The sequence below is a fragment of the Actinokineospora sp. UV203 genome, assembly GCF_056323665.1.
This window is the reverse complement of sequence record NZ_CM150484.1, coordinates 1-16820: the sequence shown is the minus strand read 5'-3', so window position 1 is coordinate 16820 and position 16820 is coordinate 1. Positions and strand designations below refer to the sequence as shown.

Below are 16820 nucleotides of genomic sequence, written 5' to 3'. Positions count from 1 at the left end.
GCGGCTCGGTCGCCTTGATGGTGACGTTTCGGGGGCCACGCGCGAACACTGCCACCTTCGATGGCGTGTTCGCGCATGGCCCCCGAAACGTCACCGCGACCGAGCGGGGTGGTTCCGTTTACTGATTACGGGGTTGGGGAGCAGGCCGTGCGGCCGACTACGACCTCGCCGTTGATTCCTGAGGCCGGGAGGAAGGTGATGCGCATCATTGTGAGGGCGATGCTGCCGTCGTTGGGGTTGGGCAGGGTGATCTCGTTGAACGTCGCCGTCGCCAGCACGGTGCCGCCGGTCTTGGTGAGGTTCTTGACGTAGCCGCGGGGCATCGGGTTCGGCAGGCCGGTGATGCCCGTCATCCCCGCGAACGACCAACTCGCACTGGTGCCGCCCTGGGTCGCGTTGCACGTGACGCGGTAGCTCGTCAGGCGCACCCGGGGCCCGCCCGCCGAGACCAGCGCCGAAAGTTCGAACGTGCCGCCGAGCGCCTCCGACTTGGTCGTGGTGACGTCGTTGTCCGGGTCGACCACGGTCGTCGTGCAGGTCGAGGTCGCGGTGCCCCAGCGCACGCCCGAGGCGGTGACGCCGGGGGTCGTCGCGGTGGTCTGGCCGTCGACGGCGCACTGGGCGAGCGTCGGCACGCTGGTCGTCACGCCCGCCTTGACGAACTGGGCCGATCCGAGTGCCGCCACCCCCGCCGGGTTGGTGGCCAGCGCGGGCGTGGCGCCCGCGATCAACCCGACCGCCGCCGCGGCCGCGCAGAACCCCAGCCGCGTTGCCCTGATGTGTCCCATTGCCGCTCACTTTCCTTGTTCCTGCCGCAGATATCGATGCCTTCATGGGGCACATCGGTCCAGGGACAAGGGAAATGAGCAGGATCACCGGCAGCCCACCCGTCCGTGCGGGCCAGACCATCCGAACGGGTTTCGCAGGTGGGCTGCCGTTCGCTGTGCGTGGAGTTCTACTCGGCTGGGGCACCGGGTGCGGGGGCTTGCGCGTTGCCCGCGTTCCCGTACCGGCCCGCCTTGCCTTCCAGCTGCTCGCCGAGCGCCAGGATCGTGACGATCCGGCCCGCCGGCGTGTCGGCGTTGTCCACCGTCGAGAGGATCGACGACGCCGCCGTGTCCGCGCGGATCACGCCCACGGCGCCGGTCCCGTTCGCCGAGCCCGTCGACCCGGCGAGCACCGCACCGGCACCGGAGCGGTCCACCTGGGCGGCGAAACGCGCGACGGTGGCCGCGCGGTCGCCCGCGCCGTCACCGGACGCGGCGCCACCGGTCAGGATGATCGCGAGCTGCGCGGGCTTGAGTTCCGGGGATGCCTTGACGAACCCGCCGTCGGTCAGCCCGGCCAGCACCGCGGCCGCCTCCTCGGGGGTGAGCTGCGGCTTGTTGTCGGTCTTGCTGATGAGCATCAGCGGGCCCAGCAGACCGCCCGCGAGCGAGCCCGGGTCGCTGACGGTCGGCAGCTGCACACCGGCGGGGAGCAGCCGGGTGACGATGTCCTTGAGCTCGTCGGCGCGGCTCTGGTCGGCGAAGGCGTCGGTCAGCTGCAGCTCCCCGGTGACGGTCGCGCCCGCGTTGGCCACCAGGCCCTTGAGGGAGTCGCGGTCGGACGGTCGCGCGTCGGCGGTCGTCACCAACACGACCGTGCGCTGCGCGAGGGAGCCCTTGACCGCGCCCGGGCCGATGGTCGCGGCGAACGAGTCGGCGTCGCCGAGGCGGGCGTTGAGGGCGTTGCGCTGGTCTTCGAGTTCGGTGACCTGGGTGCCGAGTTCGCTGTTCTCGTTGTTGAGCCCGGACAGCAGCGTGCGGCTCAGCGTGGTCGAGCCCAGCACCACGCCGACAGCGAGCGCGAGGAAGACCGCGGCGATCGAGATGACGTGGTAGCGCAGCGAGATCACGAGAACAGCCCCTTGAACCAGTCGACGAACGAGTTCCACGTGCCGATGATCGAGTCGGTGTACGCCGCGCCCACACCGGACACGACCAGCGCCGCGGCGATCGCGACCATCGCCGCCATGACCAGCAGCACGATGGCGGCGACGGACACCCGGCTGCGGTGCAGCGCGGCGACGGCCTTGCCGTCGACGAGCTTGCCGCCGAGCTTGAGCCGGGTCAGGAAGGTGGACGGGTTGGAGCCGGAGCGGCCCCGGTCGAGAAATTCCCTGAGGGTGGCCTGGAAACCGACCGTGACCACCAGGGTGGCGTCGTGGAAGTCGGCCAGCAGCAGCGCCAAGTCCTCGGCGTTGCCGGACGCGGGGAACGTCACCGCGCCGATGCCCAGGTCCTGGATGCGGACGAGACCGGGCGCGTGTCCGTCGGTCTGCGCGGGCACGACGACCTCGGCGCCGGACCGCAGCGTCTCGGTGCTGATGCCGCGCGGGTCGCCCACGATGATGTCCGGCTTGTAGCCCGCGACGCGCAGGGCGTCGGCGCCGGAGTCGACGCCGACCAGGACCGGGCGGTGCTCGGAGATGTAGCGCTTGAGCAGCTTGAGGTCCGCGACGTGCTCATGGCCGCCCGCGACGACGACGACCTGCTTGCCTTTGAGCGGCGTGCCCAGCTCGGGGACGCCGACACCGTCGAGGATCATCGTGCGCTCGCGGTGCAGAAACTCCATGGTGTTCGCGGAGAACGCCTCCAGCTGCGCGGACATGCCCGCCTTGGCCTCGATCATCTGGTCGGCCACGGACTCGGGGGTCTGCTGGACACCCTGCGCGATCTCGCGTTCGCCGATGTAGACGGTGCCGTCGTGGAGGCGGAGCTTCGTGCCTTCCTTGATCGCCCGCAGCGCGTCCTGGCCGACGCCGTCGATCAGCGGGACACCCGCTCCGACAAGGACTTCGGGCCCGAGATTGGGGAAGCGACCGGAGATGGAGGGGGACGCGTTGACCACGGCGCCGACCTCGGCGCGCACCAGGGCGTCGGCGGTGGCGCGGTCGAGATCGAGCTGGTCGAGGACGACGATGTCCCCCTGGGACACTCGGCGCAGCAGGTCACCGGTACGCCTGTCGACCCGTGCGACGCCGGTCACCCCTGGCAGGGCGTGCTGTGATCGATGGAGGACGCCGGGAAGCTTCATGGCCCGATGGTGACAAACCGATCCGGGTTGGTCCGTTTGCCACGCCGTCGCGAGTCTTCATTTCCGACAACGAGTGCTCAATTCAGGCACGGCAAGCCGCCTGAATTGAGCACTCGTTATCGGGAAATGAAGACTCGCGGTTGGGGTCAGCGGCGTTTGGGTCGGGGTTTGCCGGTGAGTTCCCAGTCGTGTTTTTCGCCGTCGGCCAAGGCCAGCAGCTCTTCCGCGTGGGCGCGGCCGGTTTCCGTGGACTCCATGCCCGCGAGCATGCGGGCCAGCTCGATGACCCGCGTCGGCTCGTCCAGGGTCCGCACATCGCTTCGGGTGACGCCGCCGGTGGCGCTCTTGTCGACGATCAGGTGGCGGTCGGCGAACGCGGCGACCTGCGCCAGGTGGGTGACCACGATGACCTGGTGGCTGCGCGCCAGCCGGGCCAGCCTGCGGCCGATCTCCACCGCCGCCCGACCGCCCACACCGGCGTCCACCTCGTCGAACACCAAGGTCGGCACCGGGTCGGAGTGGGCCAGGACGACCTCGATCGCCAGCATCACCCGCGACAGCTCACCGCCCGACGCGCCCTTGTGCACCGGCAGCGGAAGCGCTCCATCGTGGGCGACGAGCAGCAGCTCGACGTCGTCGACGCCGTCGGCGCCCGCGTGCAGGGTTTGGCCCGCCACGTCGAGCGCCACCGGGTCGCCGTCGTCGGCGGTGCGGGGGCGGACGGTGATCTGGATGCTGGACTGGCCCATCGCGAGCCCGCCCAGTTCGTCCGTGACGGCCTTCGCCAGTTCCTCGGCGGCCTTCTCGCGGTCGGCGGTCAGTGCCACCGCGATCCCGGCGAGCTGCTGGGCCAGCGCGATCTTGCGGGCGGCCAGTTCGCCGAGGGCGCCCTCGGAGGTGTCGAGGCTCGCCAGCTTCTCGTTCGCGTCGCGGCCCCAGGCGAGGACACCGTCGATGTCGGCGGCGTACTTGCGGGTGATGGTCTTCAACTCGGCTTGACGCGCGAGGACCTGCTCCAGCACGGCCGGGTCGGCGTCGAGGGAGTCGAGGTAGGCGGTCAGCTCGGAGCCGACGTCGGTCAGCAGCACGGCGGCCTCGGCCAGGCGCGGTTCCAGCTCACGCAGACGCGGGTCGTCGGCGCCCGCGAGGCGGCGCTGGGCTTCGCCGATGGCGCCGAGGGCGCCGGGCAGATCCGGGTCGCCGTCGGGTGATCCCGACACGGCGAGGCTGGCGCCGGTGGCGGCTTCCCGTAGTTGGTCCGCGTCGGCGAGCCTGCGGGCGCGGTCGACGAGTTCGACGTCCTCGCCCGGCTTCGGGTCGACCGCGGCGATCTCGTCCAGACCCAGCCGCAGGACTTCGGCCTCGCGGGCCATCTCCTTGGCGCGGCGGGTGCGGTCGGTGAGCTCGGTGCTGACGGCGATCCACTCGTCGCGGACGCGGCGGTAGTCGGCCAGCACGGAGCTGAGGGCCTCGCCCGCGTAGCGGTCGATGACCGCGCGCTGCTCGGCCGGGCGCAGCAGACGGAGCTGGTCGTTCTGCCCGTGCACCGCGATCAGCTGCTCGGCGAGGTCGGACAGCACGCCGACGGGCACAGATCGGCCGCCGAGGTGCGCGCGGGAACGGCCGTCGCTGTTGACGCTGCGCAGCGCGATCAGGCTGCCGTCGTCGTCGGGTTCGGCGCCCGCCTCGGTGGCAACCGCCGCGGCTGGGGACCCGGTCAGGCCCTCGAACCGGCCCTCGACGACGGCCTTGGACTTCCCGCTGCGCACACGGGACGCCTCGGCTCGGCCGCCGGAGAGCAGGTGCAGGCCGGTGACGACCATCGTCTTGCCCGCACCGGTCTCGCCGGTGACGACGGTGAATCCGGGGTGGAGCTCCAGCGTGGCCTCATCGATCACGCCGAGGTCCTGGATACGCATCTCGGCTAGCACAGGGCGCACCCTAGCGGCTCCGTCTGACATCCGGGTGCGGGTGTCACCGGGATCGCCACCCCTGCACCGGCAGATCGAACTTGTCGACCAGCCGGTCGGTGAACGGCTCGTCGCGCAGCCGGACCAGCTTGATCGGCAGTTTCCCGCCCACGATCTCGATCCGGGAGCCCGGCGGGATGTCGAAGGTGCGGCGGCCGTCGCAGCACAGCACGGCCGGGTGCCCGGCCGGGTCGACCTCGACGGCCACGACGGAGTGCGGCGAGACCGCCATCGGCCGGGAGAACATCGCGTGCGCGTTGCTGGGCACCACGAGCATCGCCTGCACGTCGGGCCACACGATCGGCCCGCCCGCGGAGTACGCGTAGGCGGTCGACCCGGTCGGCGTGGCGCACAGGACACCGTCGCAGCCGAAGGAGGACACCGGGCGGCCGTCGACCTCGATGCGCACGTCGAGGATGCGTTCGCGGCTGCTCTTCTCGACGCTGGCCTCGTTGAGCGCCCACGTGTCGGCGATGATCTGTCCGTCGAGCCGGGCGATGACGTCCACGGTCATCCGCTCTTCGACCCGGTATCCCTGGGTGACTACAAGGCTGACGGCTTCCTCCAAGGCATCCGACTCAGCCTCCGCGAGGAAGCCGACCCGGCCGAGGTTGACGCCGAGCACCGGCACACCCGCGGGCCGCGCGAGTTCGGCGGCACGCAGCAGGGTGCCGTCGCCGCCGAGGACGAAGACCAGTTCGGCGCCGACCGCCGCCTCCGGGCCGAGCGGGACCACCCGCCCGTAGCAAGACGGGTCGAGGTCGGGGGCCTCGTCGTCGAGGACGCGCAGCCGCACGCCCGCGGCGGCGAACGCGCCCGCGACCTTCTCCGCGGTGCGCCGGTTCTCGACGCGGCCGGTGTGCACGACCAGCAGGATCTCGCGGTCCGTCATTGCGGCCCTTCCTCGACGGCCTTCTCGACCAGTGCGCGCGCCTCCGCCTCGGGCAGCGGTTCGCCGCGGCGCAGCCAGACGAAGTATTCGACGTTCCCGGACGGGCCGGGCAGCGGGCTGGCCACGACACCGTGCGCGCGCAGCCCCTTGCGCGCGGCGGTCTCGATGACGCCCAGAACAGCTTCGGCGCGCAGTCCGGGACTGCGGACGACGCCGCCGGTGCCGAGCCGCTCCTTGCCGACCTCGAACTGGGGTTTGACCATCGGCAGCAGGTCGGCGTCCGGGTTCGCGCAGGCCAGCAGGGCGGGCAGGACCAGACCGAGAGAGATGAACGACAGGTCGGCGACGATCAGGTCGACCGGGCCGTCGGTGTCCTCGGCGGTCAGCGCGCGCACGTTTGTCTTGTCGCGGACCAGGACGCGGTCGTCAGTCTGCAGGCGCCAGACCAGCAGGCCGCGGCCGACATCGGCGGCGACGACCTGGGTGGCGCCTCGGCGCAGGAGGACATCGGTGAATCCGCCGGTGGACGCGCCCGCGTCGAGGCAGCGCTTGCCTTCCACGGCGATGCCGAACGCGTCGAGCGCGCCGATCAGTTTGTGGGCGCCGCGGGAGGCCCAGTTGGGGTCTTCGACGTCGTCGCGGAGCACGATGGGGGCGTCGTTCTCGACACCGGTGGCGGCTTTGGTCGCGACGGTGCCGCGGATGGTGACCCGGCCGTCGGAGATGAGCTGGGAAGCGTGTTCCCGCGAGCGGGCGAGGCCTCGGCGCACCAGTTCCGCGTCGAGCCGCGCCCTCTTGGGCGGCACCGGGTCAGACCTTGTCGATGCCGGCGAGGGCCGCGGTCAGCGCGACGTGCACGGTGTCGTAGCGCTCGACGTGATCGGCGACCGACAGCGCGTCGAGGCCATTGAGACCCGCGACGGCGTCGTTGATCGCCGCGTCGTCGATGACTGGATCGTTGTCGGTCACGGCGCCGCTGGGCGGCGGCCCGGGGACGGGCCGTGGCCTGGTTTCGTCGAAATCCACCTGCACCCCTCCACGCTATCCGATCGACGGGTATGACCGCGTCAGCGCGGCCCGGAGAGTCCCAGCGCACTGAGTGCGGCTGCCGCGCCCCTATTCGCCGACCGCACGGTCACGGGACCGCCGTCCCCGGCCCAGTGCGCGGCGCAGAGGGCACGCAGGAGGTCGAGGTGGTCGCCCTCGCCGCTCGCTGTCAGGTGGCCGTCCGTCGCTTCGACGGTCCAACCGGGCTTCGCGGTGAATTCGGGGGCCGGTTCGGTGAGCGCGGCGAGGTCTTCGGCGACGTAGGTGGGGCGCTCGTGCGCGCCGGCCTCCAGCAGGTCACGCGGGGTGGCGACGCCGGTGAGGACGAGCAGGGAGTCGAGCTTGGCCGTCACGGCGCCTTCGATGTCGGTGTCGAGGCGGTCGCCGACGACCAGTGGGCGGTCGGCGCCTGCGGAGCGGACGGACTCGGCCATCAGCGGCTTCGCCGGTTTGCCCGCCACCAGCGGCTCGCGGTCGGTCGCCACGCGCAGGGCGTGGACGAGGGAACCGTTGCCCGGCAGCAGACCGCGTTCGGTTGGGAGAGTCCGGTCGACGTTGCAGGCGACCCAAAGCGCCCCGGCGCGGATGGCGACGCACGCTTCGGCGAGGTCAGGCCAGGCGGTCTTCGGGGAAAGGCCCTGCAACACGGCTTTGGTGTCCGGGCCTGCCACACGGACCACGCGGAAACCGGCCTTGACGACCTCGTCGGCGAGCGCGTCGGAACCGATGACGAGGACTTCGTCGTCGGCGTCGAGGTGCTCGCCGAGCACGGCGGCGCCCGCCTGGGCGCTGGTGCTGACCTCACCGGGGTCGGCGGTGATGCCGATCCCGGTGAGGTGCGCCGCGACTTCTTCTGGCGCCCGTGAGGCGTTGTTCGTGACGAACCGCACCGCGACGCCCTGGTCGCGGGCGGCCAGGACGGCCGGGGCCGCGCCTGGGATGGCTTCGCCACCGCGGTAGACGGTGCCGTCGAGGTCCAGCAGCAGTGCGTCGTAGCGGTCGAGCACTAGTCCGCCTCCCCGAAATTTGAAGCTTGGTCACCGATGTGGCGACGCCCACGGAAGTCGGTGACCGTGGTTGAGCGCCGTCACGGTGGCCCCTTGGGTGCGGCCAGCCGATTCTCAGCTTCGGTCGGTGGAGTCCTTGTCTGCGGCGGTTTCGGTGTCGGGCACCGAATCCGCCGTGTCGTCGGCTTCAGCGCCGGGCTTGTCGGCCGCCGCATCAGTTTCGCCGTCAGCCACGTCGGCTTCGGAGGCCTTGTCCACCAACGGTTCCGCGTCGACATCGGAGTCGGTGTCGCCGTCGGTGTCGGTGTCGCCGTCGCCGTCGCCGTCGGTGTCGGTGTCGGTGTCGTCGGCGGTGTCGTCGGCGGGCAGGGGTTCGACCTCGATCTCGATCTCGATTTCGAGGGTCTCGCCCGGGAGCACGGCGGCCACTTCGGCTTCGTCGGCGCCGAGGGCGAACGCGCGCTCAGCGGCGTCGGTGTCCTCGTCGTCGTCGACCTGCGCGGCGTTGAGGAACCAGCGGATCGCGTCGTCGGTGCGGCCCGCGGCTTCCAGGTTGTCGGCGTAGGCGTAGAACAGGCGCGCGCTCCACGGGTCGTGGCGCTTCGGGTCGAGGTCCGGGCCCTGCAGCGCGACGACGGCGGCATCAAGCTGCCCCATGTCACGCCGGGCACCCGCGGTGACGATCCGCAGCTCCACGGCGACGTCGGCGGGCAGGTCGGAACCGGCTTCCTTCGCCAGTTCCAACGCCTTCTCGGGCCTGCCCATGGCGCGCTCGCAGTCGGCCATCACGGCGATGTGGGCGTTGCCGCCACTCATCCGGCGCACCGCCCGCAGCTCGGACAGGGCCTCGGCCCACTCCCCCGCGTGGTACGCGGTCAGACCGGCTGCCTCGCGGACGATGGCCACGCGAGCAGCGCGCTCACGGGCATAGCGGGCGTGGACGAGAGCCCGCTGCGGGTCCTCGTCGATGAGCATGCCCGCGGCGACCAGGTGCTTGCCGATCATCTCGGCCAGCGACTTGGGCAGGCTCCGCAGCCCGGCGCGAGCCTCGACGTCGAGGTTGGCGTAGTCGGCGCCTTCCGGCACCGCCGGGCCACTGTCGAACGGGGCGTCGCCCTCGCGGCGGGGACGCTCTTCGCGGGGACGGTCTTCCCGGCGCGGACGCCGGTCACCGTCGTCGCGGCGCGGACGGCGCTCCTCGTCCCGGTCGAACCTCCGCTCGGCCGGAGCCTCAGCGTCCGGTGCGGTCACGGGGCTGTCGGAAACGACCTCGGCCGAGGCTGCTTCCGTTGCCTGCACAGTGGATTCGCTGGATTCGCCTGCGACGGACTCATCCGTCGACGCGATGTCTTCGACATTCTCGCGGGTCTGGTAGGGCGGTCGGTCGTCGCGATGGCTGGGGCGAAAACCGGGACGGTCGGCGGGCTTGTAGCCACCGCGCTCGCTCTTGCCGGTGGGGCGGGTGCTGCGGCCGTCGCGGGCACCACCGCGGTCGTCGCGGGAGCCACTGCCTGCCTTGTAGCCACCACGGTCGTCACGCGAACCGGTGCTCGACGAACCGCGGTAACCGCCGCGGTCGTCGCTGGAACCGGTGCTGGATGAACCCCGGTAACCACCACGGTCATCTTTGTCGGACGGGCGGTAGCTCGGTCGATCGCTACGGTCGCTCGTGCTGGACGAACCGCGGTAACCACCACGGTCATCCTTACCGGACGGGCGGTAGCTCGGACGGTCACCACGGTCGCTCGTGCTGGACGAACCGCGGTAACCGCCGCGGTCGTCCTTGCCGGACGGGCGGTAGCTGGGACGGTCACCGCGGTCGCTGGAACCGCCGCGGCTGTCCCTGTCGGCCGGCCGGTAGCTGGGGCGATCGCTGGAACCACGGCCGTCGCGGGAGTCCGAACGCGGGCCTCGGTCATCACGGTCGTTGGACCGGTAGCCGGTGCGGTCGCCCTGGCCACGGCTGTCGCGGTCGGCGGGCTTGTAGCCGCCACGGCTGTCCTTGTCGGCCGGGCGGTAACCGCCACGGTCGCTGGAACCGGTGCTGGAGGAGCCGCGGTAGCCACCACGGTCGTCCTTGCTCGCCGCGCGGTAAGTGGGGCGGTCACCGGAGGTGCCGCGCTCGTAGCCGCCGCGGTTCGGGCGGTCGGGGCGGTCGCTGGAGCCACCGCGGCTGTCCCGATCGGACGGGCGGTAGCTCGGCCGGTCACTGGAACCGGTGCTCGACGAGCCCTTGTAGCCGCCGCGGTCGTCCTTACCGGACGGGCGGTAGCTGGGACGGTCACCACGGTCGCTGGATCCGCCGCGGCTGTCGCGGTCGCCGGACTTGTAGCCGCCGCGGTCGTCGCGGTCGTTGGAGCGGTAGCTGGGGCGATCGCCCTGGCCACGGCTGTCGCGGTCCGCGGGCTTGTAGCCACCACGGTCGCTGGAGCTACCACGGGTGTCGCGGTCACCAGACTTGTAGCCGCCGGGGCCTGAGTCGCGGTCGCCACGGTATCCACCGGAGGAGCCACCACGCGAATCGCTCGACCCGCCACGGTATCCACCCGACGAACCACCACGCGAATCGCTCGACCCGCCACGGTATCCACCCGACGAACCACCACGCGAGTCACTCGACCCGCCACGGTATCCACCCGACGAACCACCACGCGAATCGCTAGATCCACCGCGGTAACCACCAGTCGAACCACCACGCGAATCGCTAGACCCACCGCGGTAACCACCAGTCGAACCACCACGCGCATCACTCGACCCGCCACGGTAACCACCCGACGAACCACCACGCGAGTCACTGGAACCACCGCGGTAACCGCCCGAGGAACCACGGGAGTCGCCGGAGCCGCCGCGTGAGTCGCGGTCGCCGCCGCGATAACCGCCGCGGTCGTCACGGTCGTTGGACCGCGAGCCGCCGCGGTCGTCGCGCGGGCGGTAGCTGGAGCCTCGCGAGTCGGCGCCTGGGCGCGAGTCGCTGGAGGTGCCTCGGTAGCCGCCTCGGCTGTCGCCGCCCGCCGGGTTCGGGCGGTAGCCGCCGCGGTCCTGGGAGCTACCCCGGTGCGGGCGGCCTGCCTCGCCGGAACGCGAGTCGTCACGGCGCCACACGGAACCGGTGGCACGGTCACCACCGCGGGAGCTGTCGTCGCGGCGGGGCTTGAAGTCGCGGCTTGGTGAGGTATCGCGGCGGGGGGCGCCACGGCTGCCGCTGTTCGCGCGGCCCGTTCCCGATCCGCGGTCGCTGCCCCGGCGGTCGTTACCGCCCGAATCGTCCCGTCGCCCGAACTCCGACACTTCGTCCTCCCGCGTGCGGGTCCTGCCCCGCAACAATTTCTCTACAATGACGCCAAAGGGGCCTGTGGACAGTGCACGCTTAAACGTGCTCCTCCACAAGCCCCTTTGGGAATGATTGTCCGGCGGCGTCCTACTCTCCCACACCCTCACGAGTGCAGTACCATCGGCGCTGGCAGGCTTAGCTTCCGGGTTCGGGATGGGACCGGGCGTTTCCCTGCCGCTATGACCGCCGTAACTCTATGAAACTGTCAACCTCAACCCACCAACCCAGAACACACGTAGGTGTTGTGGTGGTGGGGTGGTTGGTGTCTCAGACACCGCACAGTGGATGCGTAGCATGTTTGTAGCAAGCCCTCGGCCTATTAGTACCGGTCAACTCCACCCATTACTGGGCTTCCATTTCCGGCCTATCAACCCAGTGGTCTGCTGGGGGCCTTAACCCCTCAAAGGGGGTGGGAGACCTCATCTTGGAACAGGCTTCCCGCTTAGATGCCTTCAGCGGTTATCCCTTCCGAACGTAGCCAACCAGCCATGCCCCTGGCGGGACAACTGGCACACCAGAGGTTCGTCCGTCCCGGTCCTCTCGTACTAGGGACAGCCTTCCTCAAGTCTCCTGCGCGCGCGGCGGATAGGGACCGAACTGTCTCACGACGTTCTAAACCCAGCTCGCGTACCGCTTTAATGGGCGAACAGCCCAACCCTTGGGACCTACTCCAGCCCCAGGATGCGACGAGCCGACATCGAGGTGCCAAACCATGCCGTCGATATGGACTCTTGGGCAAGATCAGCCTGTTATCCCCGGGGTACCTTTTATCCGTTGAGCGACGCCGCTTCCACCAGCCAGCGCCGGATCACTAGTCCCGACTTTCGTCCCTGCTCGACCTGTCAGTCTCACAGTCAAGCTCCCTTGTGCACTTGCACTCGACACCTGATTGCCAACCAGGCTGAGGGAACCTTTGGGCGCCTCCGTTACCCTTTGGGAGGCAACCGCCCCAGTTAAACTACCCACCAGGCACTGTCCCTGAACCGGATCACGGTCCGAAGTTAGACACTCAGTACGATCAGAGTGGTATTTCAAGATTGACTCCACCCACACTGGCGTGAGGGCTTCACAGTCTCCCACCTATCCTACACAAACCGAACCAAGCACCAATACCAAGCTATAGTAAAGGTCCCGGGGTCTTTCCGTCCTGCCGCGCGTAACGAGCATCTTTACTCGTAGTGCAATTTCGCCGGGCCTATGGTTGAGACAGTCGAGAAGTCGTTACGCCATTCGTGCAGGTCGGAACTTACCCGACAAGGAATTTCGCTACCTTAGGATGGTTATAGTTACCACCGCCGTTTACTGGCGCTTAAATTCTCAGCTTCGCCCCGAAGGACTAACCGGTCCTCTTAACGTTCCAGCACCGGGCAGGCGTCAGTCCGTATACATCGTCTTGCGACTTCGCACGGACCTGTGTTTTTAGTAAACAGTCGCTTCTCGCTGGTCTCTGCGGCCACCTCGCCCTAGCCTGCAAGAGGCTTCAAGCGCTGTGGCCCCCCTTCTCCCGAAGTTACGGGGGCATTTTGCCGAGTTCCTTAACCATAGTTCACCCGATCGCCTTGGTATTCTCTACCTGACCACCTGTGTCGGTTTGGGGTACGGGCCGCGTGGAAACTCACTAGAGGCTTTTCTCGGCAGCATGGGATCACTCTACTTCGCCTCATTCGGCTATGCATCACGTCTCAGCCTTAACGGTTGACGGATTTGCCTATCAACCGGCCTACACGCTTACACCAGACACCAACTGCTGGCGGAGCTACCCTCCTGCGTCACCCCATCGTTTGGCTACTACCGGATCAGGTCCCGCGCTCCACTCACCCGGTCCGAAGACCAGACTCGCTTTGGGCGGTTAGTATCACCGAGCTCACCAGGGACGCGTCCACACGGGTACGGGAATATCAACCCGTTGTCCATCGACTACGCCTGTCGGCCTCGCCTTAGGTCCCGACTTACCCTGGGCGGATTAGCCTGGCCCAGGAACCCTTGGTCATCCGGCGGAAGAGTTTCTCACTCTTCTTTCGCTACTCATGCCTGCATTCTCACTCGCACAGCCTCCACACCTGGATCACTCCGGCGCTTCCATGGCTGCACGACGCTCCCCTACCCATCCACACCACTGCACCGAATCCCGAAAGACACGGTGGATGTATTGTGTGAATGACACAGCTTCGGCGGTGTGCTTAAGCCCCGCTACATTGTCGGCGCAGGACCACTTGACCAGTGAGCTATTACGCACTCTTTCAAGGGTGGCTGCTTCTAAGCCAACCTCCTGGTTGTCTGGGCGACCCCACATCCTTTCCCACTTAGCACACACTTAGGGGCCTTAGCTGGTGTTCTGGGCTGTTTCCCTCTCGACTACGAACCTTATCGCCCGCAGTCTCACTGCCGCACTCTAACACACCGGTATTCGGAGTTTGGTTGATTTCGGTAAGCTTGTAGGCCCCCTAGACCATCCAGTGCTCTACCCCCGGCGTGAAACATGCGACGCTGCACCTAAATGCATTTCGGGGAGAACCAGCTATCACGGAGTTTGATTGGCCTTTCACCCCTACCCACAGCTCATCCCCTCAGTTTTCAACCTAAGTGGGTTCGGGCCTCCACGACGTCTTACCGTCGCTTCACCCTGGCCATGGGTAGATCACTCCGCTTCGGGTCTAGACCACGCGACTCAAGCGCCCTATTCAGACTCGCTTTCGCTACGGCTACCCCACACGGGTTAACCTCGCCACGCAGCACTAACTCGCAGGCTCATTCTTCAAAAGGCACGCCATCACCCCGAAAGGCTCTGACGGCTTGTAGGCACACGGTTTCAGGTACTCTTTCACTCCCCTCCCGGGGTACTTTTCATCTTTCCCTCACGGTACTAGTCCGCTATCGGTCATCAGGAAGTATTTAGGCTTAGCGGGTGGTCCCGCCAGATTCACAGCAAATTTCACGAGCTCGCTGCTACTTGGGAACACTCTCAGGAGACACCGGGTTTTCACGTACGGGACTCTCACCCTCTACGGTCGCGCTTTCCAGCAACGTTCCACTAACCCAAGTGTTTTCTAACTCCTCAACAGACCGGCAGATCTGTTAGAAAGGTCCCACGACCCCGAACACGCAACCCCTGCCGGGTATCACACGTATCCGGTTTAGCCTCATCCGCTTTCGCTCGCCACTACTCACGGAATCACGGTTGTTTTCTCTTCCTACGGGTACTGAGATGTTTCACTTCCCCGCGTTCCCTCCACACACCCTATAGATTCAGGTGCGGGTGACACCACATGACTGATGCCGGGTTTCCCCATTCGGACATCCTCGGATCTCAGCTCGGTTGACAGCTCCCCGAGGCTTATCGCAGCCTCCTACGTCCTTCATCGGCTCCTGATGCCTAGACATCCACCGTATGCCCTTAATATCTTGCTACAAAGATGCTCGCATCCACTGTGCAGTTCTCAAACACCAACCAGAAACCCACCACAATCTCAAGAACACCTACCGAAGCTTCCGCTTCCACGGTTTGTTCTTTGCGGTGGCCCTGACCAGAGGACAACCCCACAACGGGTGTTGTCTCAGGACCCAACAGTGTGCCGACACACATCCACTCCACAACCCCGGTCCTCAGCGTTCCACGCGCACCCTTACGGATGTGCAGTACTAACCGGATGACCGGCGCCGCGAGTCTCAGCTCGTCCAGTAGTTCCACAGCGAATGAGCAACCACCCACCAGGCATTCGCTGGCAGCATGGCCCTCCCACACGAACCACAAGTGGTCCGCGGGTCAGATGCTCCTTAGAAAGGAGGTGATCCAGCCGCACCTTCCGGTACGGCTACCTTGTTACGACTTCGTCCCAATCGCCAGTCCCACCTTCGACCACTCCCTCTGCAAGCAGTTGGGCCATGGGCTTCGGGTGTTACCGACTTTCGTGACGTGACGGGCGGTGTGTACAAGGCCCGGGAACGTATTCACCGCAGCGTTGCTGATCTGCGATTACTAGCGACTCCGACTTCACGGGGTCGAGTTGCAGACCCCGATCCGAACTGAGACCGGCTTTAAGGGATTCGCTCCACCTCGCGGTCTCGCAGCCCTCTGTACCGGCCATTGTAGCATGTGTGAAGCCCTAGACATAAGGGGCATGATGACTTGACGTCATCCCCACCTTCCTCCGAGTTGACCCCGGCAGTCTCCTATGAGTCCCCGCCATTACGCGCTGGCAACATAGAACGAGGGTTGCGCTCGTTGCGGGACTTAACCCAACATCTCACGACACGAGCTGACGACAGCCATGCACCACCTGTGAACCGACCACAAGGGGGCCTACATCTCTGCAGGTTTCCGGTCCATGTCAAGCCTAGGTAAGGTTCTTCGCGTTGCATCGAATTAATCCACATGCTCCGCCGCTTGTGCGGGCCCCCGTCAATTCCTTTGAGTTTTAGCCTTGCGGCCGTACTCCCCAGGCGGGGTGCTTAATGCGTTAGCTACGGCACGGAGAACGTGGAATGTTCCCCACACCTAGCACCCACCGTTTACGGCGTGGACTACCAGGGTATCTAATCCTGTTCGCTCCCCACGCTTTCGCTCCTCAGCGTCAGTATCGGCCCAGAGACCCGCCTTCGCCACCGGTGTTCCTCCTGATATCTGCGCATTTCACCGCTACACCAGGAATTCCAGTCTCCCCTACCGAACTCAAGTCTGCCCGTATCGACCGCAGGCCCAGGGTTAAGCCCCAGGTTTTCACGGCCGACGCAACAAACCGCCTACGAGCTCTTTACGCCCAATAATTCCGGACAACGCTCGCACCCTACGTATTACCGCGGCTGCTGGCACGTAGTTAGCCGGTGCTTCTTCTGCAGGTACCGTCACTTGCGCTTCGTCCCTGCTGAAAGAGGTTTACAACCCGAAGGCCGTCATCCCTCACGCGGCGTCGCTGCATCAGGCTTTCGCCCATTGTGCAATATTCCCCACTGCTGCCTCCCGTAGGAGTCTGGGCCGTGTCTCAGTCCCAGTGTGGCCGGTCGCCCTCTCAGGCCGGCTACCCGTCGTCGCCTTGGTAGGCCATTACCCCACCAACAAGCTGATAGGCCGCGGGTTCATCCTGCACCGCCGGAACTTTCCACCACAACACATGCGTGAAGTGGTCATATCCGGTATTAGACCCAGTTTCCCGGGCTTATCCCAGAGTGCAGGGCAGATTACCCACGTGTTACTCACCCGTTCGCCGCTCGTGTACCCCGAAGGGCCTTACCGCTCGACTTGCATGTGTTAAGCACGCCGCCAGCGTTCGTCCTGAGCCAGGATCAAACTCTCCAATAATGAATGTTTGACAACCTGACAAAAAGACACCAAAACTGGCATCAATTCATCTCAAAGGAACCCACTAAAGGGGTTCTATATTTAAGCTCTACTGGCTTAAATCGGCACACTGTTGAGTTCTCAAACAACACACGCACATCCGAATAACCACCCCGTAAGGAGCGACAGCATCAGAGGCTGGTATTGCTAACAAGTTTTT

At 66.8% G+C, this 16820-nt stretch carries 9 protein-coding genes and 3 rRNA genes; all 12 read right to left on the bottom strand.

The features are described from left to right. Positions 1 to 125: 125 nt before the first annotated feature. The gene (locus tag ACUZ2Y_RS00060; RefSeq protein ID WP_476325622.1) at positions 126 to 788 is read right to left on the bottom strand and encodes a hypothetical protein; all 663 of its coding nucleotides are present in this window, start codon (positions 786 to 788) and stop codon (positions 126 to 128) included. 167 nt (positions 789 to 955) lie between these two features. After that, entirely contained in the window at positions 956 to 1897 is a 942-nt protein-coding gene (locus ACUZ2Y_RS00055) for a copper transporter (protein ID WP_476325620.1), read from the bottom strand. Continuing rightward, entirely contained in the window at positions 1894 to 3078 is a 1185-nt protein-coding gene (gene steA / locus ACUZ2Y_RS00050) for a putative cytokinetic ring protein SteA (protein WP_476325618.1), read from the bottom strand. Before steA ends, ACUZ2Y_RS00055 begins: the two co-directional genes overlap by 4 nt. Before the next feature lie 146 nt (positions 3079 to 3224). Next, entirely contained in the window at positions 3225 to 4997 is a 1773-nt protein-coding gene (recN, locus tag ACUZ2Y_RS00045) for a DNA repair protein RecN (protein WP_476325616.1), read from the bottom strand. Between the two features lie 55 nt (positions 4998 to 5052). Then, the gene (locus tag ACUZ2Y_RS00040; RefSeq protein ID WP_476325614.1) at positions 5053 to 5940 is read right to left on the bottom strand and encodes an NAD kinase; all 888 of its coding nucleotides are present in this window, start codon (positions 5938 to 5940) and stop codon (positions 5053 to 5055) included. Continuing rightward, on the bottom strand, positions 5937 to 6746 hold the full coding sequence (locus ACUZ2Y_RS00035) for a TlyA family RNA methyltransferase (RefSeq protein WP_476325612.1): 810 nt from the start codon (positions 6744 to 6746) through the stop codon (positions 5937 to 5939). Before ACUZ2Y_RS00035 ends, ACUZ2Y_RS00040 begins: the two co-directional genes overlap by 4 nt. 4 nt (positions 6747 to 6750) lie before the next feature. Further along, on the bottom strand, positions 6751 to 6966 hold the full coding sequence (locus ACUZ2Y_RS00030; RefSeq protein ID WP_476325610.1) for a hypothetical protein: 216 nt from the start codon (positions 6964 to 6966) through the stop codon (positions 6751 to 6753). A gap of 41 nt (positions 6967 to 7007) precedes the next feature. Further along, complete coding sequence (locus tag ACUZ2Y_RS00025; protein ID WP_476325608.1) at positions 7008 to 7994, bottom strand: HAD-IIA family hydrolase; 987 nt, start codon at positions 7992 to 7994, stop codon at positions 7008 to 7010. A 114-nt stretch (positions 7995 to 8108) separates the two neighbouring features. After that, positions 8109 to 11096 carry a hypothetical protein gene (locus tag ACUZ2Y_RS00020; RefSeq protein ID WP_476325606.1) on the bottom strand — a complete coding sequence of 996 codons (2988 nt, stop codon included), beginning with the start codon at positions 11094 to 11096 and terminating at the stop codon, positions 8109 to 8111. A gap of 303 nt (positions 11097 to 11399) precedes the next feature. Beyond that, positions 11400 to 11516 (bottom strand): 5S ribosomal RNA (gene rrf, locus ACUZ2Y_RS00015). A 108-nt stretch (positions 11517 to 11624) separates the two neighbouring features. After that, positions 11625 to 14733, bottom strand: a 23S ribosomal RNA gene (locus ACUZ2Y_RS00010). Positions 14734 to 15103: 370 nt separating this feature from the next. Next, positions 15104 to 16621: ribosomal RNA gene (locus ACUZ2Y_RS00005) — 16S ribosomal RNA — on the bottom strand. The 16S, 23S and 5S rRNA genes sit together here, the layout of an rRNA operon. Positions 16622 to 16820: the final 199 nt, after the last annotated feature.